Annotated in this window: 28 protein-coding genes; 11 read left to right on the forward strand and 17 right to left on the reverse strand. The window is 64.7% G+C overall.

The window, feature by feature from the left end; all coding sequences use genetic code 11:
* Positions 1-48: 48 nt before the first annotated feature.
* The 5 genes from L2D01_08940 to recG form a co-directional block, all read right to left on the reverse strand.
* Positions 49-450, reverse strand: a complete 402-nt coding sequence (locus L2D01_08940; protein ID WBQ09019.1) for a hypothetical protein — start codon at positions 448-450, stop codon at positions 49-51.
* Positions 451-454: 4 nt separating this feature from the next.
* Positions 455-1948 carry a pyruvate dehydrogenase complex E1 component subunit beta gene (locus L2D01_08945; protein WBQ09020.1) on the reverse strand — a complete coding sequence of 498 codons (1494 nt, stop codon included), beginning with the start codon at positions 1946-1948 and terminating at the stop codon, positions 455-457.
* Between the two features lie 6 nt (positions 1949-1954).
* Complete coding sequence (locus L2D01_08950; GenBank protein ID WBQ09021.1) at positions 1955-2356, reverse strand: MAPEG family protein; 402 nt, start codon at positions 2354-2356, stop codon at positions 1955-1957.
* Positions 2357-2359: 3 nt separating this feature from the next.
* Entirely contained in the window at positions 2360-3406 is a 1047-nt protein-coding gene (gene pdhA / locus L2D01_08955) for a pyruvate dehydrogenase (acetyl-transferring) E1 component subunit alpha (protein ID WBQ09022.1), read from the reverse strand.
* Positions 3407-3531: 125 nt separating this feature from the next.
* Entirely contained in the window at positions 3532-5622 is a 2091-nt protein-coding gene (gene recG, locus L2D01_08960) for an ATP-dependent DNA helicase RecG (GenBank protein ID WBQ09023.1), read from the reverse strand.
* 115 nt (positions 5623-5737) lie between these two features.
* Between recG and L2D01_08965 the strand changes: the two genes are divergently transcribed.
* From L2D01_08965 to L2D01_08980, 4 genes are all read left to right on the forward strand, one after another.
* Positions 5738-5998 carry a BrnT family toxin gene (locus L2D01_08965; protein WBQ09024.1) on the forward strand — a complete coding sequence of 87 codons (261 nt, stop codon included), beginning with the start codon at positions 5738-5740 and terminating at the stop codon, positions 5996-5998.
* Positions 5988-6203, forward strand: a complete 216-nt coding sequence (locus L2D01_08970; GenBank protein ID WBQ09025.1) for a BrnA antitoxin family protein — start codon at positions 5988-5990, stop codon at positions 6201-6203. The genes L2D01_08965 and L2D01_08970 overlap by 11 nt, the downstream gene beginning before the upstream one ends.
* 95 nt (positions 6204-6298) lie before the next feature.
* Positions 6299-6622: a succinate dehydrogenase assembly factor 2 gene (locus L2D01_08975; protein WBQ09026.1), complete on the forward strand. Its 324-nt coding sequence runs from the start codon at positions 6299-6301 to the stop codon at positions 6620-6622.
* A gap of 122 nt (positions 6623-6744) precedes the next feature.
* A complete protein-coding gene (locus tag L2D01_08980; protein ID WBQ09027.1) occupies positions 6745-7059 on the forward strand; it encodes a septum formation initiator family protein in 315 nt (104 codons plus the stop codon).
* A 10-nt stretch (positions 7060-7069) separates the two neighbouring features.
* Here L2D01_08980 and L2D01_08985 read toward each other — a convergent pair whose 3' ends face one another.
* Positions 7070-7852, reverse strand: coding sequence for an SDR family oxidoreductase (locus L2D01_08985; protein ID WBQ09028.1), 783 nt, complete (start codon positions 7850-7852; stop codon positions 7070-7072).
* Between the two features lie 101 nt (positions 7853-7953).
* Between L2D01_08985 and folB the strand changes: the two genes are divergently transcribed.
* The 5 genes from folB to L2D01_09010 all read left to right on the forward strand — a co-directional run bounded on the left by folB (position 7954) and on the right by L2D01_09010 (position 11504).
* Entirely contained in the window at positions 7954-8367 is a 414-nt protein-coding gene (gene folB / locus L2D01_08990; protein WBQ09029.1) for a dihydroneopterin aldolase, read from the forward strand.
* Positions 8368-8424: 57 nt separating this feature from the next.
* Positions 8425-8667, forward strand: a complete 243-nt coding sequence (locus L2D01_08995; protein WBQ09030.1) for a hypothetical protein — start codon at positions 8425-8427, stop codon at positions 8665-8667.
* Positions 8651-8875 (forward strand): type II toxin-antitoxin system RelE/ParE family toxin, encoded by a 225-nt coding sequence (locus L2D01_09000; GenBank protein WBQ09031.1) that lies wholly within the window; start codon positions 8651-8653, stop codon positions 8873-8875. Before L2D01_08995 ends, L2D01_09000 begins: the two co-directional genes overlap by 17 nt.
* Positions 8876-9001: 126 nt before the next feature.
* Complete coding sequence (uvrC, locus tag L2D01_09005) at positions 9002-10912, forward strand: excinuclease ABC subunit UvrC (protein WBQ11633.1); 1911 nt, start codon at positions 9002-9004, stop codon at positions 10910-10912.
* A complete protein-coding gene (locus L2D01_09010; protein WBQ09032.1) occupies positions 10893-11504 on the forward strand; it encodes a CDP-alcohol phosphatidyltransferase family protein in 612 nt (203 codons plus the stop codon). The genes uvrC and L2D01_09010 overlap by 20 nt, the downstream gene beginning before the upstream one ends.
* Here the strand turns inward: L2D01_09010 and L2D01_09015 are convergent.
* From L2D01_09015 to L2D01_09065, 11 genes are all read right to left on the reverse strand, one after another.
* Entirely contained in the window at positions 11501-11689 is a 189-nt protein-coding gene (locus L2D01_09015; GenBank protein ID WBQ09033.1) for a hypothetical protein, read from the reverse strand. The two genes, L2D01_09010 and L2D01_09015, sit on opposite strands and share 4 nt — an antisense overlap.
* Before the next feature lie 2 nt (positions 11690-11691).
* Entirely contained in the window at positions 11692-11937 is a 246-nt protein-coding gene (locus L2D01_09020) for a hypothetical protein (GenBank protein ID WBQ09034.1), read from the reverse strand.
* 85 nt (positions 11938-12022) lie between these two features.
* The gene (locus tag L2D01_09025; protein ID WBQ09035.1) at positions 12023-14011 is read right to left on the reverse strand and encodes an acetyl/propionyl/methylcrotonyl-CoA carboxylase subunit alpha; all 1989 of its coding nucleotides are present in this window, start codon (positions 14009-14011) and stop codon (positions 12023-12025) included.
* Positions 14012-14081: 70 nt separating this feature from the next.
* Positions 14082-14927 (reverse strand): DUF817 domain-containing protein, encoded by an 846-nt coding sequence (locus L2D01_09030; protein WBQ09036.1) that lies wholly within the window; start codon positions 14925-14927, stop codon positions 14082-14084.
* Positions 14928-14936: 9 nt separating this feature from the next.
* Positions 14937-15731: an enoyl-CoA hydratase-related protein gene (locus tag L2D01_09035; protein ID WBQ09037.1), complete on the reverse strand. Its 795-nt coding sequence runs from the start codon at positions 15729-15731 to the stop codon at positions 14937-14939.
* Positions 15732-15858: 127 nt separating this feature from the next.
* A complete protein-coding gene (locus L2D01_09040) occupies positions 15859-16239 on the reverse strand; it encodes a hypothetical protein (GenBank protein ID WBQ09038.1) in 381 nt (126 codons plus the stop codon).
* Between the two features lie 151 nt (positions 16240-16390).
* On the reverse strand, positions 16391-16708 hold the full coding sequence (locus L2D01_09045) for a hypothetical protein (GenBank protein ID WBQ09039.1): 318 nt from the start codon (positions 16706-16708) through the stop codon (positions 16391-16393).
* 221 nt (positions 16709-16929) lie between these two features.
* Positions 16930-18912: an acyltransferase gene (locus tag L2D01_09050; protein WBQ09040.1), complete on the reverse strand. Its 1983-nt coding sequence runs from the start codon at positions 18910-18912 to the stop codon at positions 16930-16932.
* 250 nt (positions 18913-19162) lie between these two features.
* Positions 19163-20209, reverse strand: coding sequence for an enoyl-CoA hydratase/isomerase family protein (locus L2D01_09055; GenBank protein ID WBQ09041.1), 1047 nt, complete (start codon positions 20207-20209; stop codon positions 19163-19165).
* 14 nt (positions 20210-20223) lie between these two features.
* Positions 20224-20646 (reverse strand): PIN domain-containing protein, encoded by a 423-nt coding sequence (locus L2D01_09060; protein WBQ09042.1) that lies wholly within the window; start codon positions 20644-20646, stop codon positions 20224-20226.
* A complete protein-coding gene (locus L2D01_09065) occupies positions 20643-21086 on the reverse strand; it encodes a type II toxin-antitoxin system Phd/YefM family antitoxin (protein ID WBQ09043.1) in 444 nt (147 codons plus the stop codon). Before L2D01_09065 ends, L2D01_09060 begins: the two co-directional genes overlap by 4 nt.
* 248 nt (positions 21087-21334) lie before the next feature.
* Here L2D01_09065 and L2D01_09070 point away from each other — a divergent pair, with 248 nt between their 5' ends.
* Together L2D01_09070 and L2D01_09075 are read left to right on the forward strand one after the other, a co-directional pair.
* A complete protein-coding gene (locus tag L2D01_09070; GenBank protein WBQ09044.1) occupies positions 21335-21589 on the forward strand; it encodes a plasmid stabilization protein in 255 nt (84 codons plus the stop codon).
* Between the two features lie 12 nt (positions 21590-21601).
* Complete coding sequence (locus L2D01_09075; protein WBQ09045.1) at positions 21602-22024, forward strand: type II toxin-antitoxin system VapC family toxin; 423 nt, start codon at positions 21602-21604, stop codon at positions 22022-22024.
* Positions 22025-22035 lie beyond the last annotated feature (11 nt).

Consider the following 22035-nt stretch of genomic DNA (forward strand, 5'->3'; position numbering starts at 1 on the left):
TTAAGATCAGCTGTTCAAAGTGGCCGTCGTCGGGCTTAACGTCGTCCATCATTCGGTCCTTACAGCTGCGGCGCGAGTGCGCCCATAAGCAGACAGGCAGCGCTCCGTCGACGGATCGTCATGCAGCCCAGGGCAAATCTCTACAATCCGGTCACCATCGAAACGAACCGAGATTAAACGCGTCGAGACATAGCCGTCATTGTCGAACGTGTTTGACCCATGCTGCGCCGCAAAAAGTTCGAAAGCTTCACGGTCATTATCGTTGCGCGCTAGCAATTCAGCCAGAATAGCGAGGTCTGAAAGCTGCTCCTCCATGTATGAGAGTTCGCTATACAAGTAGTGCTCTTCGACCGATCGATCGATTAAGTCTGCGAACCAGAACCATGCAACGCAGCCCGCGACCAAACCAAACAGCGCGCCGATCAGGAAAAGGAAAACTCTACCGAGCATCGCCTCACTCCGCGTAGCAGACGGCTTTGGCCGCCTTCACAATATCCTCCACACCCGGCAGCGATAGCTTTTCCAGATTGGCGGCGTAGGGCAGCGGCACGTCTTTCTGGTGCACGCGGGCGGGCGGCGCGTCGAGCCAGTCAAAGGCCTCGGCCACCACCACCGCGGCGATTTCCGCGCCCACGCCCATGCGGCCCCAGCCTTCCTCGGCGCAGACCAGGCGGTTGGTTTTCTTCACGCTGGCCACCACCGTATCAGTGTCCAGCGGGCGCAGGGTTCTGAGATCGATCACCTCGGCCTCGATGCCCTCTTCGGCGAGGATTTCGGCAGCTTTGAGCGCAAAGCCCACCATGCGCGAATGGGCGGTGATGGTCACGTCGCTCCCCTCGCGGCGGATTTTCGCCTTGCCGATGGGCAGGACCCAGTCGTCCAGGTCCGGGATGTCGAAGCTTTCGCCATACATCAACTCGTGTTCCAGGAAGACCACCGGGTTGGGGTCGCGGATCGCGGCTTTCAGGAGGCCCTTGGCGTCGGCGGCGTCATAGGGCGCGATGACTTTCAGGCCGGGCACATGGGCGTACCAGCTGGAGAAATCCTGGCTGTGCTGGGCACCCACGCGGCTGGCCGCGCCATTGGGGCCGCGGAACACGATGGGACAGCCCATCTGGCCGCCGGACATGTAGAGCGTCTTGGCCGCCGAGTTGATGATGTGATCGATGGCCTGCATGGCGAAGTTGAAGGTCATGAACTCGACGATGGGCTTCAGACCCCCGAACGCCGCGCCCACGCCCAGCCCTGCAAACCCGTGCTCGGTGATGGGCGTGTCCACCACGCGCTGCGGCCCGAATTCCTGCAGCAGCTCGCGCGTGACCTTGTAGGCGCCCTGATACTCGGCCACCTCCTCGCCCATGACGAACACCGTCTCGTCGCGGCGCATCTCCTCGGCCATGGCGTCACGCAGGGCGTCGCGCACGGTGATGGAGACCATTTTGGTGCCTTCGGGGATGTCGGGATCGGCGGCCTGGGGTTGGGCGTGCCGCTTTTCGCCGGACTCCCCCCCTCCGGCCGCTTCGCGGCCACCTCCCCCGCGCGCGGGGGAGGATGAGGTGTCATTCTTCGACGCTTGGGGTTCTTGTCCTCCCCCGCCTGCGGGGGAGGTGTCAGCGTCGTCAGACGCTGACGGAGGGGGGGTCTTGTTTTTGGACTGAGACGGCTTCCCGCCAGACCCCGCCCCCTCCAGAGCACTCTCGTCCTCGCCCTCTTCCAGCAGCAGCGCGATCACGGCGTTGACCTTCACGCCCTCGGCGCCTTCCTCGACCAGCAGCTTGCCGACCACGCCTTCCTCGACCGCTTCAACCTCCATCGTCGCCTTGTCGGTCTCGATCTCGGCGATGACATCGCCCGATTTCACCGTGTCGCCGGGCTTGACGGTCCATTTGGCCAGCGTGCCCTCCTCCATGGTGGGCGACAGGGCGGGCATGAGCACTTCGATGGTCATGGCGATCTAGGCTCCGGAAAACGGAAGAATTTGGATAAGGACGAGCACGGTGCCCGCCAGCGCAATGACCCAGGCAAAAGAGCGCACCACTGGCACGCCAAGCCAGTAGAGCGGCGCGTAAACCGCGCGTCCGGCGACAAACAGCCAGCCGCCCAGCGCGGTCATGTCGTTGGCGCGGTCCAGCGCCAGCGCGACCAGCACCAGCGGCGCGTGCATGAGCAGGGCTTCGATCATGTTCTGGTTGGCGCGCCGGGCGCGCGCCGTCAGCACGCTGGAATCGGTTAGGCCATCGCGCGCGCCCAGCAGATCCTTGGGCTTGTGCTCCAGATTGGAAAATACGCCTTGCACCATCACCATGATGATGAAGATCAGGACGGCGATGACCAGCAAGCTGGCGTCAATGGGCATCGCCTAACCCTCCACCAGCACGTCGGTATACAGCTCGCTCGGGTCGGGCTCGGGGCTGTCCTTGGCGAACTCGGCGCTCTCGTTGACGATCTGCTTGACCTCTTTGTCCATGGCTTTGAGCGCGTCTTCATCGCTCCAGCCGGCCTCGATGAGGTTTTTGCGGGCGAGATCCAGCGGGTCCTTGTGGTCGCGGAACTCGTTGACCTCCTCGCGGGTGCGGTATTTGGCGGGGTCCGACATGGAGTGGCCGCGATAGCGGTAGGTCTTCATTTCCAGAATGTACGGGCCATGGCCCTCGCGGGCGTGGGCGGCGGCTTTCTTGGCGGCCTCGTACACGGCGATCACGTCCATGCCGTTTACCGCTTCGCCGGGAATGCCAAAGCTGGCGCCGCGGCGGAACAGCTCGGTTTCCGAGCTGGAGCGCTTCACGCTGGTGCCCATGGCGTAGCCGTTGTTTTCAATGATGTAGAGCGCGGGCAGATTCCACAGCTTGGCCATGTTGAAGCTCTCATAGACCTGGCCCTGATTGGCGGCGCCGTCGCCGAAATAGGTCGCGCTGATCTTCCCGTTCTTCTTGTATTTGTTAGCGAAAGCGAGCCCGGACCCGATGGGCACCTGGGCGCCGACAATGCCGTGGCCGCCGAAGAACTGCTTCTCGCGCGAGAACATGTGCATGGACCCGCCCTTGCCGCGCGAATACCCGCCCTCACGGCCCGTCAGCTCGGCCATCACGCCATTGGCGGTCATGCCCGCCGCCAGCATATGCCCGTGATCGCGGTAGCCGGTGGTCACCTGGTCGCCGGGCAGAAGCGCGCCCTGCACGCCCACCACCACGGCCTCCTGGCCGATATAGAGATGGCAGAAACCGGCGATCAGACCCATGCCGTAAAGCTGGCCGGCTTTCTCCTCGAACCGGCGGATGAGGAGCATGTCGCGATACCAGCCCAGAAGCTGGTCCTTGGTGACCGTCAGCTTGGTTGGCTTTTTCGCCGCGCTGCTGGCGGCGGGTTTTGAAGCGGACGTTTTCGGGGCGGTTGATTTGGAGGCCATTTATTTCACACGCGAAATAGTTACTGCGCGCTCCCTGTTGAGGCTCCTTGGCGTGTAGCAGGCGCCGGGCCATGGCGTAAAGCCTTGAAGGTGATGCTGCGCTTGCGAAATATCGGTCTTGAGGCTCACCCCGACCGCATCAGGCGCACGCCCTCATCGCGCTCGAACAGATAGAGCAAGGTCCGCAGCGCCTCGCCGCGATCCCCGCCGAACACGTCCTCTCGCGCGGTTTCGTAGCGGGCTGCGTCGCTGGCCAGCTCGATAAGGTCGGCGTGGGCGGCGAGATCGGCCAGGCGATAGTCCGGCAGGCCTGACTGGCGCAAACCCAGCGGATCGCCCGAGCCGCGCAGGCGCCAGTCTTCCTCGGCGATTTCAAACCCGTCATCGGTGCGGCGCATGATGTCGAGGCGCGCGCGCGCCGTCTCTCCCGGCTGGCCGTGATAGAGCAGCAGGCAGGTGGACGCCTTGTCGCCCCGCCCCACCCGGCCGCGCAGCTGGTGCAGCTGGGCGAGGCCAAAGCGCTCTGCATGCTCGATCACCATGATGGTGGCGTCGGGCGCGTCCACGCCCACCTCGATCACGGTGGTGGCCACGAGCACGTCGATCTTGCCTGCGCGGAAATCCTCGGCCGCCTGCTGCTTGTCGCGCGCGGGCATGCGGCCATGGACGAGGCCCACGCGGCGGCCGGGCAGCATCTCGCCCAGCATGTGATGGCGCGCCTCGGCGGCGGCGAGGTCTGAGATATCGCTCTCTTCGACCAGCGGACACACCCAGTAGGCGCGCTCGCCATTGGCCAAGGCGCGTTTGAGCCCGTCCACCACATCGCTCAGGCGCTGGGCGGAGACCACGCGCGTATCCGGCGCAATGCGCCCGGCGGGCTTTTCATCGAGGCGGGAGACATCCAGATCGCCAAACGCCGCCAGCGTCAGCGTGCGCGGGATCGGCGTGGCGCTCATGGCCAGCACGTCCGGCGCGGCGCCTTTCAGGGTGAGCCTGCGCCGGTCCGACACCCCGAAGCGGTGCTGCTCGTCGATCACCACCAGGCCCAGATCGTGAAATTCCACCGCCTCCTGGAACAGGGCATGGGTGCCGCACACGACGTGCGCCGCGCCGGACGCCAGCCCCTCCAGTATCTCCGCCCGGCGCGCGCCCTTGTCGCGGCCGGTCAGCACGGCGACGCGAATGCCGGCGGGCGCCAGCAGGGCCTCCAGCACGCCGGCATGCTGGCGCGCGACGATCTCGGTGGGCGCCATCAGGGCGGTCTGCACGCCCGCTTCCGCCGCATGGGCGGCGGCGAGCGCCGCGACGAAGGTCTTGCCCGATCCCACATCGCCGTGGATCAGGCGCATCATGCGCGCGGGCGCGCGCAAATCCTCGCGCACGGCCTCGAACGCGCGTACTTGCGCGCCGGTGGGGGTGAAGGGCGCGGCGTCGATCACCGCCCTCACCTTCGCGCCATCGCCATCCAGCGCGCGGCCCTTGCGGGCGCGGCGTTCGCGGCGGGCGAGCTTGAGGGCCAGCTGATGGGCGAACACCTCGTCAAAGGCCAGGCGCCGGCGCGCGGGCGCCTGGGGCTCCAGATCATCGCCGGACGCGGGCGCATGCAGCGCCGCCAGCGCGGCGCGCCAGCCAGGCCAGGCCTCGCGCGCGGCCAGCGGGGGATCGATCCAGTCGGGCAGGTCCGGCGCCGCCTCCAGCGCGCCGGTCACCGCCTTGCGCATCACCGCGCCCGACAGCCCGGCGGTGAGCGGATAGACCGGCTGCAGCAAGTCCGCATCCGCGATCTCGCCTGGCGCGGCGATCAGATCGGGATGCACAATCTGGATTTCAGAGCCGAAGCGCTCGGCCTTGCCCGACACCACCCGGCGCGCGCCCACGGGCAGCACACGCATCAGATAATCGGGCCGGGCGTTGAAGAAGACGAGATGCAGAAACCCCGTCTCGTCGCGCAGGCGCACCTTGTAGGGCTGCTTCATCGTTGGGCGCGGCACATGCGCCTCCACCTCCCCCTCCAGCGTCACGACGCCGCCCAGATCGCCTGCGTCAGAGATGAACAGGCGCCGGGTGCGGTCAATGAGGCCGGTGGGCGGCGTAAACAACACATCCTTCACCCGCGCCCCGCCCACCGCCCGCGACATCAACTCCGCCAGCTTCGGCCCCACGCCCTTCAGCGTGGTGATGTCAGCGAAGAGAGGGAAGAGCGATTGCGGGCGCATGGCATGAGTTAAGCCGCGCCGGGGCGGGAGGGGAAGGGGTTGGGAAGGCGGCGTGGCGCCATGGGTCGGCAAGCGCCAATCTTGAAAATGGATAATTTCTATACTAATTTTCGCCATGATTTTTGAGCATGATCCCGTCAAGAGCGCGGCTAACCTCGCCAAACACGGAATCGATTTCCTTGAGGCGCAGGCTCTGTGGAATGACCCATGGATGCTGGAAGCGGCCGCGAGGACTGATGATGAGCCGCGCTTCATCTCGATTGGCCGGATCGGGCACAACCACTGGGCGGCTATCTGGACGCCAAGAGCCGGCGCCGTGCGGATCATCTCGGTACGCCGCGCCCGCAAAGAGGAGATCGCCTATTATGAAGGCTAATGAATTCGACAAGGCGTTCGACGCCGGTGAAGACGTCAGCGGCACCGTGGACTGGTCCAGGGCGCAGCGCCCCAATGACCAGCCCCGCCGGGTGAACGTGGATTTCCCTGCCTGGGTCGTGGAAGCGCTGGACCGCCAGGCGCGCCATCTGGGCGTAACGCGGCAATCGCTCATCAAGCTGTGGATTGCGGAGCGGTTGGAGTAAGGGGCGTCCGTGCATTATCGGCCTTGGCAAATTCGCTGAGCCCAATACGCCAAAGCCCCTTCCCGCCGAGGTCATTCAAACCTAAATGCCCACCCATGAGCGATGATCCGTTTTCTGATCCGAACCGTCCCATCAATCCGGCTGACCGCAAGAAGCGGCTGACCTTCCGCGCCTGGCGGCGGGGGTTCAAGGAGGCGGATCTGATCATGGGGCGGTTCGCGCAGGCGCGGCTGGACAGCCTGTCGCCGGAAGAGCTGGACGCGTTCGAGCGCCTGCTGGATGCGCCGGACACCGATGTGTACGCCTGGATCACCGGCGCGGCCGAGACGCCACGCAATTACGACACGCCGGTGCTGGATGCGCTGAAAGCCTTCCGCTTCCACGCCGATGCAGCGCGCGGCGACGGGCCGTCAGCGTAAGGCGCAGCGAATCACCGAATCACCTGACCGAACTCGATTCGCCTAACGCTTCCTTTACCCTGCCCGGGCTAGGCTTCACGCCGTAACGATCCGCAAAAGGCGGACGGTGGATGGAGACGGCCGTGAACACGCTAAAGCGGTTCAGCCTGACAGCCGGACTGGCGATGCTGATCGCCTATTTCGGCTATCACGCCATGAATGGGGAACAGGGCGTATATAATCACGCCCGCATCCAGATCCAGATCGCAGCGGTGGAGGCGGAGCTGGCAGCCACCCGCGCCCAGCGCGAGCGCATGGAGGACCGGGTCGCCCGGCTCGACGAGCGCACCGGGTCGGTGGATGTGGATTATCTGGAAGAACGCGCCCGCGCCGTGCTGCGCTTCGCCCACCCCAGCGAGATTGTCGTGCTGACTGAGACCCCCCGCGGCGGGCAATAGGAGTTCGCCCCTAGTCTGTCCCGCCCAGCGCCGCGAACACGTCGCGCGTCAGGCGCGGATCGAAATGCTGTCCGCCATCCACGCACACGATCTGTCCGGATACGGATGGCGTAGCCAGGAAATAGCGCAGCGTGCGCACCAGATCATCCGGCTCCGGCCCGCATTCCAGCGGGTTGTCGTGATGCAGGCGCTCAAATTCTTCCTTGGAATGATAGGGGCTGGGCAGGGTCAGGCCCGGCGCCGCGGCGTTGACGCGCACTTTGGGCGCGAGCGCGCGCGCCAGCATCTGGGTCATGGTCATCAGCGCGGCTTTGGACAGCGTGTAGGAGAAGAAATCCGCGTTCATATTGAACAGCTTGTAGTCCAGAAGGTTGAAGATCATCGCGCCGTCAGGGGCCTGCGCGGCGAAGGTCTGGCTCAAAAGCGCGGGCGCCAGCGCATTGGCGTCCATATGGCGGCGGAAGCTGGCTGCGGTCAGGGTATCGTACGCATCGTCCTCGAACACCGAGGCGGAATTGACCAGCACGCTGACCGGCCCCAGCGCCGCGCGCGCCGCATCTATCAGGCCGGCTGCCGCGTCGGGATCAGACAGATCCGCGCCCAGCGCCGCCGCGCGGCCGCCCTTCGCCTCGATCGCGGCGACGAAAGCGTCGGCCTCCTCGCGCGAGGCGTTGTAGTGGACCGCCAGCGCGTAGCCGTCCTCTGCCAGAGCTTCGGCCAGCGCGCGCCCGATGCGTTTGGACGCGCCGGTGACCAGGGCTGCGCCTTTACCGGCGGGATGTGTCGGGGTCATGGACGGGCTCCGGTCTGCTCAAAAGGGCGCCAGCCAGTGTTCACACGCGCCCGCACGGGGCATATAGCCTGAACGCCGCACAAGAAAGAGGCGCCGCGCCCATGAAGCTTGAACCCGTCCGCCCCGGCGACGCCCCCTCGCCCCGCCCCGCCCATGCCGGCGAACGCGTCAGCGTACATGTGCGCGGCCTGCGCCTGGAGGCGGAGGTGGGCGTCTATGACTCAGAGCGCGGCCGGCGCCAGCCCGTCCGCATCGACCTCACCGCCGACGTCGACGCCACTGCCTGCCATCCCGACGGGCGGCTCGCCGACACGGTCAATTATGCGGCTTTGGCCGAAGCCGTGCGCCAGATCGTGCTGGCGCGGCACCACGACCTGCTAGAAGACCTCGCCCAGACCATCGCCGACACGCTGTTCGCCGACCCGCGCATCACCCGCCTCGCCCTGAGCATCGACAAGCTGACGGCGCTGGCTGATGCGGACAGCGTCGGCGTGAGCCTGGAGCGGTGGCGGTAGGGGGTTCGCTTCGCCACCATATGGCTCGCGGGCCGCTCTTGCGGTAAACTCAGGCTCATGTCTGCGCTCTCGCCCGAAACCGCCGCCCGCCTCGACGTGCTCGTACGCTCGGGCCGGTTCGCCAGCGCCGATGAGGCGGTGGCCTATGCGCTGGACCTGATTGAACGGCGCAAGGATGCGCTGGACGCCGCGCGCATCACACTGGACGATTTGCTGGATGACCGCCTGTCGGACGCTGTCGACACGGACGTGACGCTGAGCCTGGCGGAAGCCCAGGCGCGTTATGACGCGCAGTCCTGACACTGTCCGGTTCAGCGTCAGGGCGCTGGCTGATCTGGACGCGATCCATGCTTACACGCTCGATAAATGGGGTCCGGAGCAGGCGCGGACCTATATGCTGGACCTGATCACTTTCGCCCGGCAGCAGCTCACAGCCACTACGCTTGGCGGAAGCTACGGCGAAGAGGTGAAAGCGTATTCGCAGCGCGGCGCGCATCGCATGTGCTGATCTTCGAGACGCGCCCCCAAACGCTCCGCATCATCGCTGTCGTCCACGCCCGGTCCGACTTCTCCCGATAACCCCACCTGCCCCTCCCCGCTGACGGCGCGCGCGCAGCACCCTATCTTGCCGCTTATGGTCAAAGCCGCCCGACCCGATGCGCCGCCTCTGGATGCGGCTGACGACGCCGCCCCCGCTGGCGCGCCGGACGAGGCGCGTTCGGGGCCGCAGATCATCGCCGATTATGTGAAGCAATTGCCGATGAAGCCCGGCGTCTACCGCATGTATGGCGCCGACGGGGAGGCGCTGTATGTGGGCAAGGCGAGACGGCTCAAAGCCCGTGTGGCGAACTACGCCAAGACCGGCGGCCATACCAATCGCATCGCCCTGATGATCGCGCTGACGCGCACCATGGAGTTTGTGGTCACCAGCACCGAGACCGAGGCGCTTCTGCTGGAGGCCAATCTGATCAAGCGGCTGAAACCGCGCTTCAACATCATCCTGCGCGACGACAAGTCGTTTCCCTACATCCTCATCCGCAGTGATCACGCGGCGCCCCAGCTGACCAAGCATCGCGGCGCGCGCAAGGCCAGGGGCGCGTATTTCGGCCCCTTCGCCAGCGCAGGCGCGGTGAACAACACGCTCAACACCCTGCAGAAGGCGTTCCTTTTGCGCACCTGTTCGGACAGCGTGTATGAGAGCCGCACCCGGCCCTGCATGCTGTACCAGATCAAGCGCTGCGCGGCGCCGTGCGTGGATTATGTGGACGCCGAGGAATACGCCGAGCTGGTGGCCGATGCGACGAGCTTCCTGCGCGGGCGCTCCAACGAGCTGCGCGAGGCGCTGCAGACCCAGATGACCGCCGCCGCCGAGGCGATGGACTTTGAACACGCCGCGCGCCTGCGCGACCGCATCCGCGCCATCGCGGCGGTGACGACCCATCAGGACATCAATCCCGAAGGGTTGGAAGAGGCCGACGTGGTGGCCGTGCACTCAGAAGGCGGCCGCTCATGCGTGCAGGTGTTTTTCTTCCGCGCGGGCCAGAACTGGGGCAATCGCGCCTTCTATCCGCGCCATGAGGCCGATGCGGGCGAGGCCGGGGTGCTGGCCGCCTTCATCGCGCAATTCTATGACGACAAGCCCGCCCCGCGCCTGATCCTGGTGAGCCATGCGCCCGACGAGGCCGCGCTTTTGAGCGAAGCTCTGGCCCTGCGCGCCGGACATGGTGTGGAGATCCGCCAGCCCCAGCGCGGCGACAAGAAGCAGCTGGTGGAACAGGCCGCCCACAATGCCCGCGAGGCGCTGGCCCGCCAGATGGCCGAAAGCGCGTCCCAGGCCCAGCTCCTCAAAGGCGTCGCGCGGGTGTTCGGGCTCGACGCGCCGCCAACCCGCATCGAGGTCTATGACAACTCCCACATCCAGGGGACCAACGCCCAGGGCGCCATGATCGTGGCGGGGCCGGAAGGGCTTGAGAAGACCGGCTACCGGCGCTTCAACATGAAGGGCGATGATGCGGCCACCGATGATGACTACGCCATGATGCGCGCCATGATGCGCCGGCGCTTTGCGCGGTTGAAACGCGAGCGTGAGGACGGCGCCCCGGCGCCTGATCTGGTGCTGATCGATGGCGGCAAGGGACAGCTGTCGGCCGTGCAGGGTGTGATGGAGGAGCTGGAGCTGCTCGATATTCCGCTGGCGGCCGTGGCTAAGGGCCCGGACCGCGATGCGGGGCGCGAGGTGTTCTACCTGCCCGGCAAGCCGCCCGTGCGCCTGCCGCCCAATGATCCGGTGCTGTACTACATCCAGCGCCTGCGCGACGAGGCGCACCGCTTCGCCATCACCGGCCACCGCGCCCGGCGCCAGCGCCAGATCCGCGAAAACCCGCTGGACGATATTCCCGGCGTGGGGGCCACGCGCAAGAGCGCGCTTCTGAAACATTTCGGCTCGGCGCGCGCCATCGCCCGGGCCAATCTGGCCGATCTGGAAGCCGTCGAGGGCGTCTCCAAAACCCTGGCGAGGACGATCTATGACCATTTCAACGAATAGCCCCCTGCATCACCTGCCCAACGCCGTCACGCTGGCGCGCATGGCTGCGGGGGTGTTTGGCGCGTATTGCCTCGCGGTGAGCGTTTCAGGCGATGTGCAAGGTTCCGATCTGATTTGGGGTGCTGTTGCAGCCGTGATTTACATCTTGGCAGCGCTCAGCGACTGGCTGGATGGCTGGCTGGCGGAGATTCTTGATGCACGCAGCGCGCTAGGAGCACTATTGGATCCGCTTGCCGACAAGGTGCTGGTCGGCGGATATCTGATCGCGTTTCTGACCGTTCCCAGTTGGAGTGAGTGGCTCTTAGTTCCCGTTGCGCTCATCGTGGGCCGCGATCTGCTGGTAACAATTTTGAGGTTCACGAGACCGTCTACTGCGACGCTGAAAGTGACCAAAGCCGCAAAAGCAAAGACCGCATTCACCATGTCCGTTATTGCGGCTCCATTCGCGCTGGTGACAGTGGACCTTGCCACCCCGATCAATCTCGCTCCCGAGGCTTGGTTCGTCTATTGGGCGGTTGGAATCTGGTTCGCCGCTTTCCTGAGCGCGTGGACGGCGGTTCCCTATGTGCGGGGGGCCATGGGGCGGGGTTAGGCGGGCGCGTCCGGAAACGGGAATGCCGTCGTCTCCCCCGCCTCGGCCGCCGCGATGCTCGCGCGCAGGCGTTTGGCGTTGGCCGGGCTTTTCAGGAGATGCCAGGTTTCCTGAATGGATTCCCATTCAGAGGTGCGGCCAGCAACATCTGGAGGGCAATACTCACTTTTGAACTCTTCGTGCATCTCTAGTCACTCCCTCCACCCTTGCCGAAAGAGTAGGCCATAGCCGCAGCGATGAGTGTGGACGCCTCTCCGGTCAAAGCGCCATTTAGCGCGAGCAAGCCAGCTAGCGGTAGCGCCATCGCAATAACGTTGAAGCGAATAAATTGCCAGCCGATGCCTTTCTTGAGACAGATGCGCTGCACAATGCCCGCTACCGGAATTACCACCAAACTGACCGCCAACGCGACAGAGACGATTTCTTGAATCATTCCCACTCCCCCTGATGTTTGATGACAGTACGAGAACCGGCGACCATTATGGATAAACGGCTATTGCATAGACCGCCGTGCCCCCTCACCCCTCCGCCTCGCTCAACACCACCAGCGCGGCGCCGTCGCTCACCTGCACGCCGGCGGCGGCGTTGACCGCCTCCACCACCCCGTCGCGCGGCGCGGCCAGGGCGTGTTCCATTTTCATGGCTTCGAGAACGACCAGGGTCTGGCCCTTTTTCACCGTGTCGCCGGGCTTGACGGCGACGGAGAGGACCTTGCCGGGCATGGGGGCGAGGATGGCGGCGCCGCCCTCCAGCGCGTCGGCCTGGGCGGCGGGGTTGTATTCGGTGATGAGGTGGGTTTCGCCCTGGGCGGCGACCAGCGCGCCGCCGCCTTGCCAGAGCTCGAAGCGGGCGCTGACCGGCTGACCTTTCAGGCGCGCAGTGAACAGGCCAGGTTCGAAATGTGGCTCGTCCAGCACAAGTGTCTCGTCGCCTGCCTGCGCCTCCAGACGGCCATCGCGCAAGGCCAGACGCACGGCTACGCGCGCGCCGGCATGGTCTAGCCCCACTTCAAACACCGGGTCGCCATTGACCCGGAAGCCGTCGCGCACATCCCAGGGATCGCGCGCGGGCGCAGCCAGCGGCCCGCCGCCTGCCAGCGCCAGCGCCCCGGCGATCCAGCTCAGGGCGGGGGGGGATTTGGGGGCCAACACGTCCAGGCGCTCGTCAATAAAGCGCGTGTCCACGCGGGCCGCACGGAAATCGGGATGGGTCAGAGCGCGGCGCAGGAATCCGGCATTGGTGCGCACCGGCCAGACCACCGTGCGATCATCCAGCCCCGCCACGAGGGTATCAATCGCCGCTTCGCGCGTGCCGCCCTGGGCGATCAGCTTGGCGATCATGGGATCATAGTGCAGCGACACCTCGCCGCCCTGTTCCACGCCGCTATCAGTGCGCACGCCTTCGGCCTTGCCCGGCAGGACCAGGCGGTCCAGCGGACCGATGGAGGGCAGGAAGCCGGTAGCCGGGTCCTCGGCATAAAGGCGCGCCTCCATGGCCCAGCCCTTGAGGCCGATGCGGTCCTGTTCGGGAACCGATCCGCCCGCCGCCACGTGCAGCTGTAACTCGACCAGATCATAGCCCGTCACCGCTTCGGTCACCGGGTGTTCGACCTGCAGCCGCGTATTCATCTCCATGAAATAAAAGCCGTCTTCGCGTAGCGGCCCGGAGCCGTCCACGATGAACTCCACTGTCCCCGCGCCGACATAACTCACGGCTTCAGCCGCGCGCACCGCCGCCGAGCACATGGCCGCGCGCACATTGGGGGTCATACCCGGCGCCGGAGCTTCCTCGATGACTTTCTGGTGGCGGCGCTGCAGCGAGCAGTCGCGCTCGAAGAAGTGCACCACGCGCCCGCGCCGGTCGCCGAACACCTGCACCTCGATATGGCGCGGGCTGGTGATGTATTTCTCGATCAGCACATGGTCATCGCCAAAGCTGGACGCGGCTTCGCGCTGACAGCTGGCCAGCGCCTCGGCGAAGGCATCCGGCGCCTCCACCTTGCGCATGCCCTTGCCCCCGCCCCCGGCGACGGCCTTGATCAGGACCGGATAACCGATCTTGCCGGCTTCCTTCGCCAAGAAGTCCGGGTCCTGATTTTGCCCGTGATAGCCCGGCGTCACCGGCACCCCGGCCTTTTCCATCAGCGCCTTGGCACGGTCTTTCAGACCCATGGCGTCAATGGCTTCAGGATCGGGACCAACAAAGATGATCCCGGCTTTCTGACAGGCGCGGGCGAAATCGGCGTTCTCTGACAAGAAGCCATAGCCGGGATGGATGGCGTCAGCGCCGGTTTGCTTCGCCGCTTCCAGGATCAGATCGGCTTTCAGATAGCTCTCGCGCGCCGGCGACGGACCCAGCCGCACCGCCTGCCCGGCCATGCGCACATGGAGCGCGCGCGCATCGGCGTCGGAGTACACCGCCACAGTGGCGATCCCCATGCGGTGCGCGGTGCGCATGATGCGGCAGGCGATCTCGCCCCTGTTCGCGATGAGCAGTGTGTTGATCATGGGGAATCCGCAATAGCGATTGAACTCGACGCGGGCGTTGTGGGCCAAGCGCGCCGCAGAGGCAAGGTCGTCACCGGTCGCGCTCGCGCACCAAGCAAGTGAGCACGAAGCTGATCAGCATCAACAGATACCAGCTGCCCTGCTTGGCCATATGCACCGGGCGCCAGCTGAACTCCTGTCCCGGATAGCTCCAGGCGCGCGCAAACGTTCCGATATTCTCGGCAAACCAGATGAACAGCGCCACCAGCACCAGCCCCAGCAGCAGCGGCATGGGCCGGTGGCGCTCATCTGGACGGAACCACACCACGCACGGTCCGTAGATCAGCGCGCTGGCGGCGAAGAGCAGCCATCTGGAATCGATGGTGTAGTGGTGGGTGAAGAAGTTCACATAGGCGGCGATGGCCAGCAGCGCCTGAAGCCAGAGCGGCGGGAAGCGGTGAAACCGGAAATGAAAGATGCGCCAGACGCGCACCAGATAGCTGCCCACCGCCGCATACATGAAGCCGGAAAAAAGGGGCACGCCCATGATCTGGAGCACCGCGCCGTCGACTTCGGGATAGACCCAGCTACCCACGTGAACCTTGAAAATCTCCATCACCGTGCCGACGGCGTGGAAGACCAGGATCACCCGCGCCTCGGCCCAGCTTTCCAGCCGGAAGGCGAGCATGCCGGTCTGGATGAGCACCGCGCCAAGGGTGATGGCGTCATAGCGCCCGATCCAGGCGTCCGGCGGCCAGAACAGGAAGGTCGCCAGAAGAAGCGCGAGCATCAGCCCGCCGAACAGGCAGGCCCAGGCCTGCTTGATCCCGAAGGCGACAAATTCAAACAGCGCCCCTGACAACGGGCCGCGCACGAACCGCCGGTGCAGCGCGCCGCGCCAGGCGTGAAGCGTGCGCTCGGCGCGCGGGCCCAGCACGCGGCGGCCTTAGTCGAGCCAGTACGGTTTGCGCTTTTCAAGGAACGCAGCGAGCCCCTCGCGGCCCTCATCGCTGACGCGGCGGTCGGCGATTTTATGGGCGGTCTTGCGCATCAGGCCATCGTCGATGTCTTCGCCCGCCACCATGTCCACCAGCGCCTTGGCGTCGCGCACGGCGCCCGGCGCGGCGTCAAAGCCGAGTTTGGCGATGTGCTCCATCATGTCATCCAGCTCTTCAGCGCTGTCGACGACATATTGGGCGAGGCCGATTTTATGGGCGAACTCGCCGTCAAACCCCTCGCCGGTAACGAACAGGGCGCGTGCGTAGCGCGGGCCGATGGCGCGCACCACGAAGGGCGAGATGGTGGCCGGGGTCAGGCCCAGGCGCACTTCGGAGAAGCGGATTTTCGCATCTTTCACCGCCACCGCGATGTCGCAGGCCGCCATCAGCCCCGCGCCGCCGCCCATGGCCGCGCCATGGACCAGCGCCACGGTGATCTGAGGCAGGTCGTAGAGCCGGTGCAGCATGCGCGCCAGGCCCAGCGCGTCTTCTTCATTGTCTGAATGGGTCCAGTCGGCCGCGGCCTTCATCCATTCGAGATCGGCGCCGGCGGAGAAACTGCCGCCCGCCCCGCGCAGAAAGACAATGCGCACCCGGGCGTTGGTGCGCAACGTTTCGAAGATGTCGGACAGGCGCGCGATGATGTCTGCGTTGAACGCGTTGTGTTTGGCCGGCCGGTTCAGCGTAATGACCGCCACCCCGGCGCGGGTCACATCAAGCTGGACATCGTCTTCCTGGGCCATGGCGCGCTCTCCTGTCTGCGTGATGCAGGCTTAGCGCGCTCAAGGCCCTGCGCCAAGACGCACAAAGCCGCCGGGCGCGCAGTGACGCGGCGCCCGGCGGCGATGCAGGCTGTCAGACTGTCGGCGCCTAGCGGCGCGGCAGCACCACCGACTTGATGATCGACAGCACGGTGATGGCGACGAAATATCCCAGCGCCAGGAAGGCGGCGTACTGCAGATAGCTCATCTCGGTCACCGGCGGCAGGGCGAACTCGGCCCCCGCGCGCACCATCGGCAAGGCGACATCCACCACCACATGCACGATCACGCCGAGCACGGTGAAAATGAGGATCGCGCCGAATTGCTGCATCAGTAGCGCCATCACCAGCGCGATGACGCCCACTTGCAGGCCCAGAAAGGTCCAGTTGATCTCGCCGCCGGCGGTTTGCGGACCATGAACGGCAAGGCCGGCCACAAGCCAGTTCCAGACAGGAGCGATATAGCCCCAGATCATATCCACGAATTCCATAGCGTTCCCCTCGCTTAACGGCCTCCCTCAGGCCAAGCATGGCGGGGAGACTGCCAAAACCTTACCAGAAAGCAAGGAAAAATAAACCAATTCAGTGGGTGCGCACGCCTGCAGCGTGTCTTTCATGGCACGCTTGGGGACGACGGCAGGGTTAACGCCGCAAAACCACCCGCTTGATGAGGCCCAGGATGAGGATCACGATCAGATAACCGGCCAGCAGCGTGGCCACATAGCGCCAGAAACTCTGCTCCAGAACCGGGGGCAAGAGGATGGCCGCGCCGCCCGACAGCACGGGCAGAAGCGCATCCACGACCACATGCACCAGCGCGGCGCCCACGACGAACATGGGCAGGCGACCCAGGCTGGGCAGCAGGATGGCCGCGACCAGCGCGATGATCAGCCCCTGAACTGCATTGACCTGATCAAACCCGGCGCGGAAAAAATCCAGCACCTGTTGAAGAAACTCCATGTCGCCCTCCCCGGCATAGCGTTAACGCCAGTGTCGCCGGTTTGGGGGATGTGATCAAGGTTCAGCGGGGGCGATCGCGCCGACGGGGCCGGTCTTCTGCGGCCTCCGGCCCTCAGATCCGCCGCTCCGCGCTGCCGTTGCCATGACGCCAGTCAAGATCGCGCCCAATCTGCCGCAGGCCCATCTTCCTGTGGCGCTGCGAAATCACCGGGCCGCCCGCTTCACTCCGACGCTTGCACGCCATCAGCCAACGAACCGAACACGCGCCTCGCTTCATCCGTCTGCACAAGTGCGCGTCCGACAGTCTCCGACCCTTGCGCACTGAGATGGCCCGCATCGAAATAAACCGGATAGCCGTTCAAGGTTGTCCGGCAAAGGCCGTCAACGCACAGGGCCTGATTGAAGTCATAATATTCGGCCCCGGCGCGCGTCGCCACCTCGGATACAATCGCATTCAATTCAGTGATTTCACTTTCTGGCACGCCTGAGCCTGCACCACATTCCAGGAACGGGACGCGCAATCGCTTCCAGTCGCAATCACGATCAAATCCAGGCTGCGAAGGAACGCGGCCCAACACGATCACGCGCGCGCCGCCTGCCCTCAAGTCCTCAATTGTCTGCGTGAGCGCGTCTCGCACGCCGGCGTCGTCGCTGCGAAGATATGTGTTCCAGCTGGCTGCCAGAATAATGGTTTCATAATCACCAGCTGACTCCCGCACGATCTGCGCCGAGCGATTGCAAGCCTCCCGCCGGTCAGCGCCGGTGAAATGCCCCGGGTTCGAGACAAACGGCGGGCAAAGCCCGTGGGCGATGTTGAAAAATCCGAATCCGATTTCTTCGGCGTAAACCTTCAGCGCAGGGACATAGTGCGCCGCGTTCGAGTCGCCCCATAGCAGCACAGGCGGCGGCCCGTCCGCGTTGACACGGCACGCCGGGTTCGCCGCGTTTCTGCCAGCCCAGTCGGCGGCAAAGCAGACGAATGGAAGTGCGACCGTGTGGGTCGACGCTGTCGAAAAGGCCTCGACCGCGCGCCGGTAGTCGTCATTGAACGCACGCCACCCGAACCCTTGCGTAGCGAGAACCGCAGCGCATAGACCCGTCAGCAACAATGCCGGAAGGCCAAAGGCCTTGATCGACATCGTGCGGAAGCTTGCATGGCTCCGGCGAACTGGCGTCTCGATGAGATAATTGCCTGCAATCGCCAGCAAAAAGGTGGCGCTGATTGCCGCCAATTGATGCCATATGTTCAAATCTCCAATCAGATACTTCAAGTACGCGAGCACTGGCCAGTGCCACAGGTACAAAGAATAGGACAGGAGACCAATCCACACCATCGGCTTCAGCGACAGAACTCTGCCGACAATATTGGGCCTACCGGCGCCGGCGAAGATGATCGCGGCCGCGCCAGCTGTCGCCGGGATCGCAACCAGCCCCGGGAACACGCTCTCATTATCGAGCGCGACAAAACTCCATACGATCCCGCCGAGCCCCAGCAGCGCAAGGCAATGCCGCAAGATTGGGGACAGGTTCTGTCCAACTCCGCGGCTGACCAGACCAAAGGCGAGCACACCCACAAGCAATTCGCCTGCGCGCGTCGGCAGCATGTAGTATGCGAACATCGGATGATCCCGCACGAGCCATTCTGCCAGCAGGAATGACGATAATAACAGGACTGCAACGGCCGAAAGCCCCGCGCTGCGGCGAATCCATACGGCCCCGAAAACGCCGAGCACCACTGGCCAAATCAGATAGAATTGCTCCTCCACCCCCAGCGACCACAAGTGCAATAGGGGTTCAAAAGCGGCGTCAGGTGCAAAATACCCTGTATCCAGATTATAAGTAAAAAATACATTCGCTACAAATAAGGCGCCCGCTAGGGCAGAAATCGTGAGCCTTTCGTTTGCGCCCTCCTCCAGAATGAATGAACCCGCTATCATCGTCGCGACGATGACAGTGAAAAGGATCGGAAATAGCCGCTTTATGCGGCGCCGATAGAAATCTGCGTATGTAAAATCGCCAGCTTCTTTCTGAGCTGCAATGACACCGGTTATCAGATAGCCAGATATGACGAAAAATACGTCGACTCCGACATAGCCGCCTGGAATCCAGCTGGCGTCGACGTGAAACAGCAGAACGGCCAGCACGGCGACTGCGCGCAAGCCATCGATATCAGCGCGATAGGCCGTATGGTTTGATGTGGGCATGAACGCCTCCCACAACGCATAACCCGCTGGCGCCAAGAGCGTTCCGAATTGAAATTTTTTCTGGAGCCTTGTCCTGCAATGGCCTCGGGCTCTCGCCGTGAACAGCTGTAACGCCGGGCAATGCGGACCTTCCGGAGCCGCCTTCAATGCGGCCCCGATTTTTCTCGAATCGACAGGACCCGACCCCGGCCGCCATGGCCAATCGCGTGGGCATCGCTCGCGATCCGCATTGAAGCGCTGCCCGCCAGACTTATCCGTCCAGAAAGCTCATCTCTTCATCATCAGGCAGCGGCGCAAACCAGCTCGATACATCGCCCTTGGCCGGCGCCCAGCGCGGGGCGTTGTCCTTGTCCAGGATCACCGCGCGCACGCCTTCATAGAAGTCCGACCCGTCATCCAGGCAGCGCATCGATACGCGCAGATCCTGGATCATCACCTCGCGGAAACTCAAATCCACGCCGCGGCGCAGGGCCGCCAGCGTCACCGCGCAGGCGGTGGGCGATTTGGACCGCAGAATGTCCAGCTGACTCGATGACCAGGGGTCTCCCGCCGCTTCCAGCCGCCCGGCCATGGCGCCCACGTCGTCGCCCGCAAACGCGCTGTCGATCAGGGCCCGTGTCAGCGACAGGTCCGAAGCGCCGGGATCTGCAGCGAACCGGTCCAGCAGCGCCTCGACTTGCTCGCCGTCATGATCCAGCGCCGTGCCCTCCAGCGCGTCGATCAGCGCGCTTTGCAGCGCGCTGGGCACATAATGCGTCGCCACGCCGGTGAGGATGCAGTCGGCCGCTTTCAGGCGTGCGCCAGTCAGGCCCATCCAGGTCCCGATCTCGCCGGCCAGGCGCGGCAGGAAATAGGCCCCGCCCACATCCGGGTGAAAGCCGATGCCGGTTTCGGGCATGGCGAACATCGTGCGGTCACCGGCCACGCGGAAATCGCCATGCACCGACACGCCGACACCGCCGCCCATGGTGATGCCGTCAATGAGGGCGATATAGGGCTTGGGGTATTCCTGGATCAGCGTGTTGAGCCGGTATTCGTCGCGCCAGAAGCGCCAGGCGCGCCCGTCGCCGGCCTTACCGCTTTCGGTGAGCATGCGGATATCACCGCCGGCGCAGAACCCCTTCTCGCCCGCGCCGTCGACCACGACCGCCTTGACCTCCGCGTTATCGCGCCAGTCGAGAAGCGCTGATGTCATGCCATCGACCATGTCCTGATTGAGGGCGTTGAGCGCGCCAGGGCGGTTCAGCGTGATGCGCCCGCAATCGCCGGCGCGGCGGATGATCAGTTCGTCGGTCATAGGGTCCGTCCTGTTCAGCGCAAATCCAGACATGGCGCGCCCGCAAGCGCAGACGCCCTGACCAGCCCCGCATCGCGCGTCGCCAGCGGGGCGTCAAGCTCTGCGGCGAGCGCGAGATAGGCCGCATCGAAGAGGGAGAAGGCGTGTTTCATAGCCAACGCCAGGACTGCGGCTAGCTGGGTGTTGTCGAGGGCGTCCTGAATATTGATCTCAAGCCTTTCCAGAGCAGCCAAATCCCTCTCGAGATCGCGCCGGGCATGAAGGCTGTGGCGAGCCAGAATATTGAGTGTCTCCCACATGAATATATACGGCGCTGTCAGGTTGGCGGCCTCAATGGTATCGAAGAAGGCGGCTGATGCCTGCGTCATGTTCGAAGGCAGGATGAAAGCGAGCGCGGCTGACGCGTCCAGCACGATCAGTTTCGGCTCTCCGCTCACGAGCGGGCAAGCTCTTTAAGCTCTTCCCAGCTCATGGCGTCCAGAACAGGATCGGTGGGCTGGGTTTCCCGCAATTGTCTGAACAGCTCAACCAGCTCCGGCCCGGAGAACTTGCGCGGGCGCGGCTCGAGGCGTTTAGCGTTGGTGGATGCGGCTTTCAGGCTGGCGCGCAGCCGGTCGCGCAGTCCGGGATCGGCCTTCAGCATAGCTTCGGCCTCGGCAAAGGGATCGGACTGCGCTTCGGCGTCGTCCTTGAACGCGGCCTGGCCATCACCATCGAACATCCCGCCCTTGAGCCCTTGCGGTTCGGCGCCAGCCCCATAGATCGTCGCCACCGGCTTGCCGTGACGGGTGATGACGAGCGGCTCGCCGGTGCGTTCCAGCTCGTCGAGCAGGCGCGACAAATGGGTTTTGGCTTCCCGCACGCCGACGAATTTCATGGGATCGAGCCTTTCCGCCTTCCGGTCAGACCTCTGGTTCTGGTCAGACATCCGATCAGAACTCTGACCACGATGACTTAAAATCGGGCCAGATTCAATCTAAAGGCCGTTGGCCAGCGCCAATCTTGTGGCGCAAAAAAGCCGCCGCACGGCCATTCCTGAACGTCATCGGAGCGAGGCGGGATTGAGAAATGCAAGCAATGCAATCATAATGACGGCATTGCTATCAAGTTCCGGAGGGCGTCATCATGGCGGCTGTCACCATTCGCAATCTTCCCGACGACGTGCACCGCGCGCTGAAAATCCGCGCCGCGCAGCATAATCGCAGCGCGGAAGCGGAAATGCGCGCCATTCTGGAAGCGGCGGTCCATCCCGAGGGCCGCGTGGGGCTGGGCACGGCGTTGGCGGAGACGAGCCGGAGATTGGGCCTGACAAATGCCGATGTTGAGGCGCTGGAACTGGTCCGCGACAGACGCCCGGCCGAGCCCATGAAGTTTGACTGACGGACGCCTCCAATGATCGTCCTCGACACCAATGTGGTTTCCGAGGCAATAAAGCCCGAACCTCACCCATTGGTTCGTGCGTGGATGGACGCGCACGCAGGCGAGGCGTTCTTCCTGTCCAGTGTCACAGTGGCGGAACTTCTATTCGGTGTTGGCGTCCTGCCGGAGGGCAAGCGGAAGGACCTGCTGGCGACCCGGGTTGACGCCCTGCTGCACGAATTCACCACCCGGATTCTGCCCTTCGACGTTCCTGCCGCGCAGAGTTACGCCGAACTCGCCGCCCGCGCCCGGGCGGCGGGGAAAGGCTTCCCCACACCCGATGGCTATATCGCCGGAACCGCCGCCGCCCACGGGTTCGCTGTGGCGTCGCGTGACGCAAGCGCGTTCAGGGCCGCCGGCCTGACCGTGATCAATCCCTGGACTGAAACGCCCTGACCCGCCCCGGC

It is taken from the genome of Hyphomonadaceae bacterium ML37 (assembly GCA_027627685.1).
Taxonomy (GTDB): Bacteria; Pseudomonadota; Alphaproteobacteria; order Caulobacterales; family Maricaulaceae; genus Oceanicaulis.

Bases quoted from the DNA above. Each gene is read 5' to 3' on its own strand.
- L2D01_09045 (WBQ09039.1), bottom strand. From the start codon at position 16,708: ATGGAGTTTCTTCAACAGGTGCTGGATTTTTTCCGCGCCGGGTTTGAT.
- L2D01_09075 (WBQ09045.1), top strand. From the start codon at position 21,602: ATGATCGTCCTCGACACCAATGTGGTTTCCGAGGCAATAAAGCCCGAA.
- L2D01_09000 (WBQ09031.1), top strand. From the start codon at position 8,651: ATGACGCGCAGTCCTGACACTGTCCGGTTCAGCGTCAGGGCGCTGGCT.
- L2D01_08970 (WBQ09025.1), top strand. From the start codon at position 5,988: ATGAAGGCTAATGAATTCGACAAGGCGTTCGACGCCGGTGAAGACGTC.
- L2D01_08975 (WBQ09026.1), top strand. From the start codon at position 6,299: ATGAGCGATGATCCGTTTTCTGATCCGAACCGTCCCATCAATCCGGCT.
- L2D01_08945 (WBQ09020.1), bottom strand. From the start codon at position 1,948: ATGACCATCGAAGTGCTCATGCCCGCCCTGTCGCCCACCATGGAGGAG.
- L2D01_08940 (WBQ09019.1), bottom strand. From the start codon at position 450: ATGCTCGGTAGAGTTTTCCTTTTCCTGATCGGCGCGCTGTTTGGTTTG.
- folB (WBQ09029.1), top strand. From the start codon at position 7,954: ATGAAGCTTGAACCCGTCCGCCCCGGCGACGCCCCCTCGCCCCGCCCC.
- pdhA (WBQ09022.1), bottom strand. From the start codon at position 3,406: ATGGCCTCCAAATCAACCGCCCCGAAAACGTCCGCTTCAAAACCCGCC.
- L2D01_09065 (WBQ09043.1), bottom strand. From the start codon at position 21,086: ATGAAATTCGTCGGCGTGCGGGAAGCCAAAACCCATTTGTCGCGCCTG.
- recG (WBQ09023.1), bottom strand. From the start codon at position 5,622: ATGCGCCCGCAATCGCTCTTCCCTCTCTTCGCTGACATCACCACGCTG.
- L2D01_09010 (WBQ09032.1), top strand. From the start codon at position 10,893: ATGACCATTTCAACGAATAGCCCCCTGCATCACCTGCCCAACGCCGTC.
- L2D01_08965 (WBQ09024.1), top strand. From the start codon at position 5,738: ATGATTTTTGAGCATGATCCCGTCAAGAGCGCGGCTAACCTCGCCAAA.
- L2D01_09055 (WBQ09041.1), bottom strand. From the start codon at position 20,209: ATGACCGACGAACTGATCATCCGCCGCGCCGGCGATTGCGGGCGCATC.
- L2D01_09070 (WBQ09044.1), top strand. From the start codon at position 21,335: ATGGCGGCTGTCACCATTCGCAATCTTCCCGACGACGTGCACCGCGCG.
- L2D01_08985 (WBQ09028.1), bottom strand. From the start codon at position 7,852: ATGACCCCGACACATCCCGCCGGTAAAGGCGCAGCCCTGGTCACCGGC.
- L2D01_09050 (WBQ09040.1), bottom strand. From the start codon at position 18,912: ATGCCCACATCAAACCATACGGCCTATCGCGCTGATATCGATGGCTTG.
- L2D01_08995 (WBQ09030.1), top strand. From the start codon at position 8,425: ATGTCTGCGCTCTCGCCCGAAACCGCCGCCCGCCTCGACGTGCTCGTA.
- L2D01_09025 (WBQ09035.1), bottom strand. From the start codon at position 14,011: ATGATCAACACACTGCTCATCGCGAACAGGGGCGAGATCGCCTGCCGC.
- L2D01_09020 (WBQ09034.1), bottom strand. From the start codon at position 11,937: ATGATTCAAGAAATCGTCTCTGTCGCGTTGGCGGTCAGTTTGGTGGTA.
- uvrC (WBQ11633.1), top strand. From the start codon at position 9,002: ATGGTCAAAGCCGCCCGACCCGATGCGCCGCCTCTGGATGCGGCTGAC.
- L2D01_09015 (WBQ09033.1), bottom strand. From the start codon at position 11,689: ATGCACGAAGAGTTCAAAAGTGAGTATTGCCCTCCAGATGTTGCTGGC.
- L2D01_08950 (WBQ09021.1), bottom strand. From the start codon at position 2,356: ATGCCCATTGACGCCAGCTTGCTGGTCATCGCCGTCCTGATCTTCATC.
- L2D01_09035 (WBQ09037.1), bottom strand. From the start codon at position 15,731: ATGGCCCAGGAAGACGATGTCCAGCTTGATGTGACCCGCGCCGGGGTG.
- L2D01_09040 (WBQ09038.1), bottom strand. From the start codon at position 16,239: ATGGAATTCGTGGATATGATCTGGGGCTATATCGCTCCTGTCTGGAAC.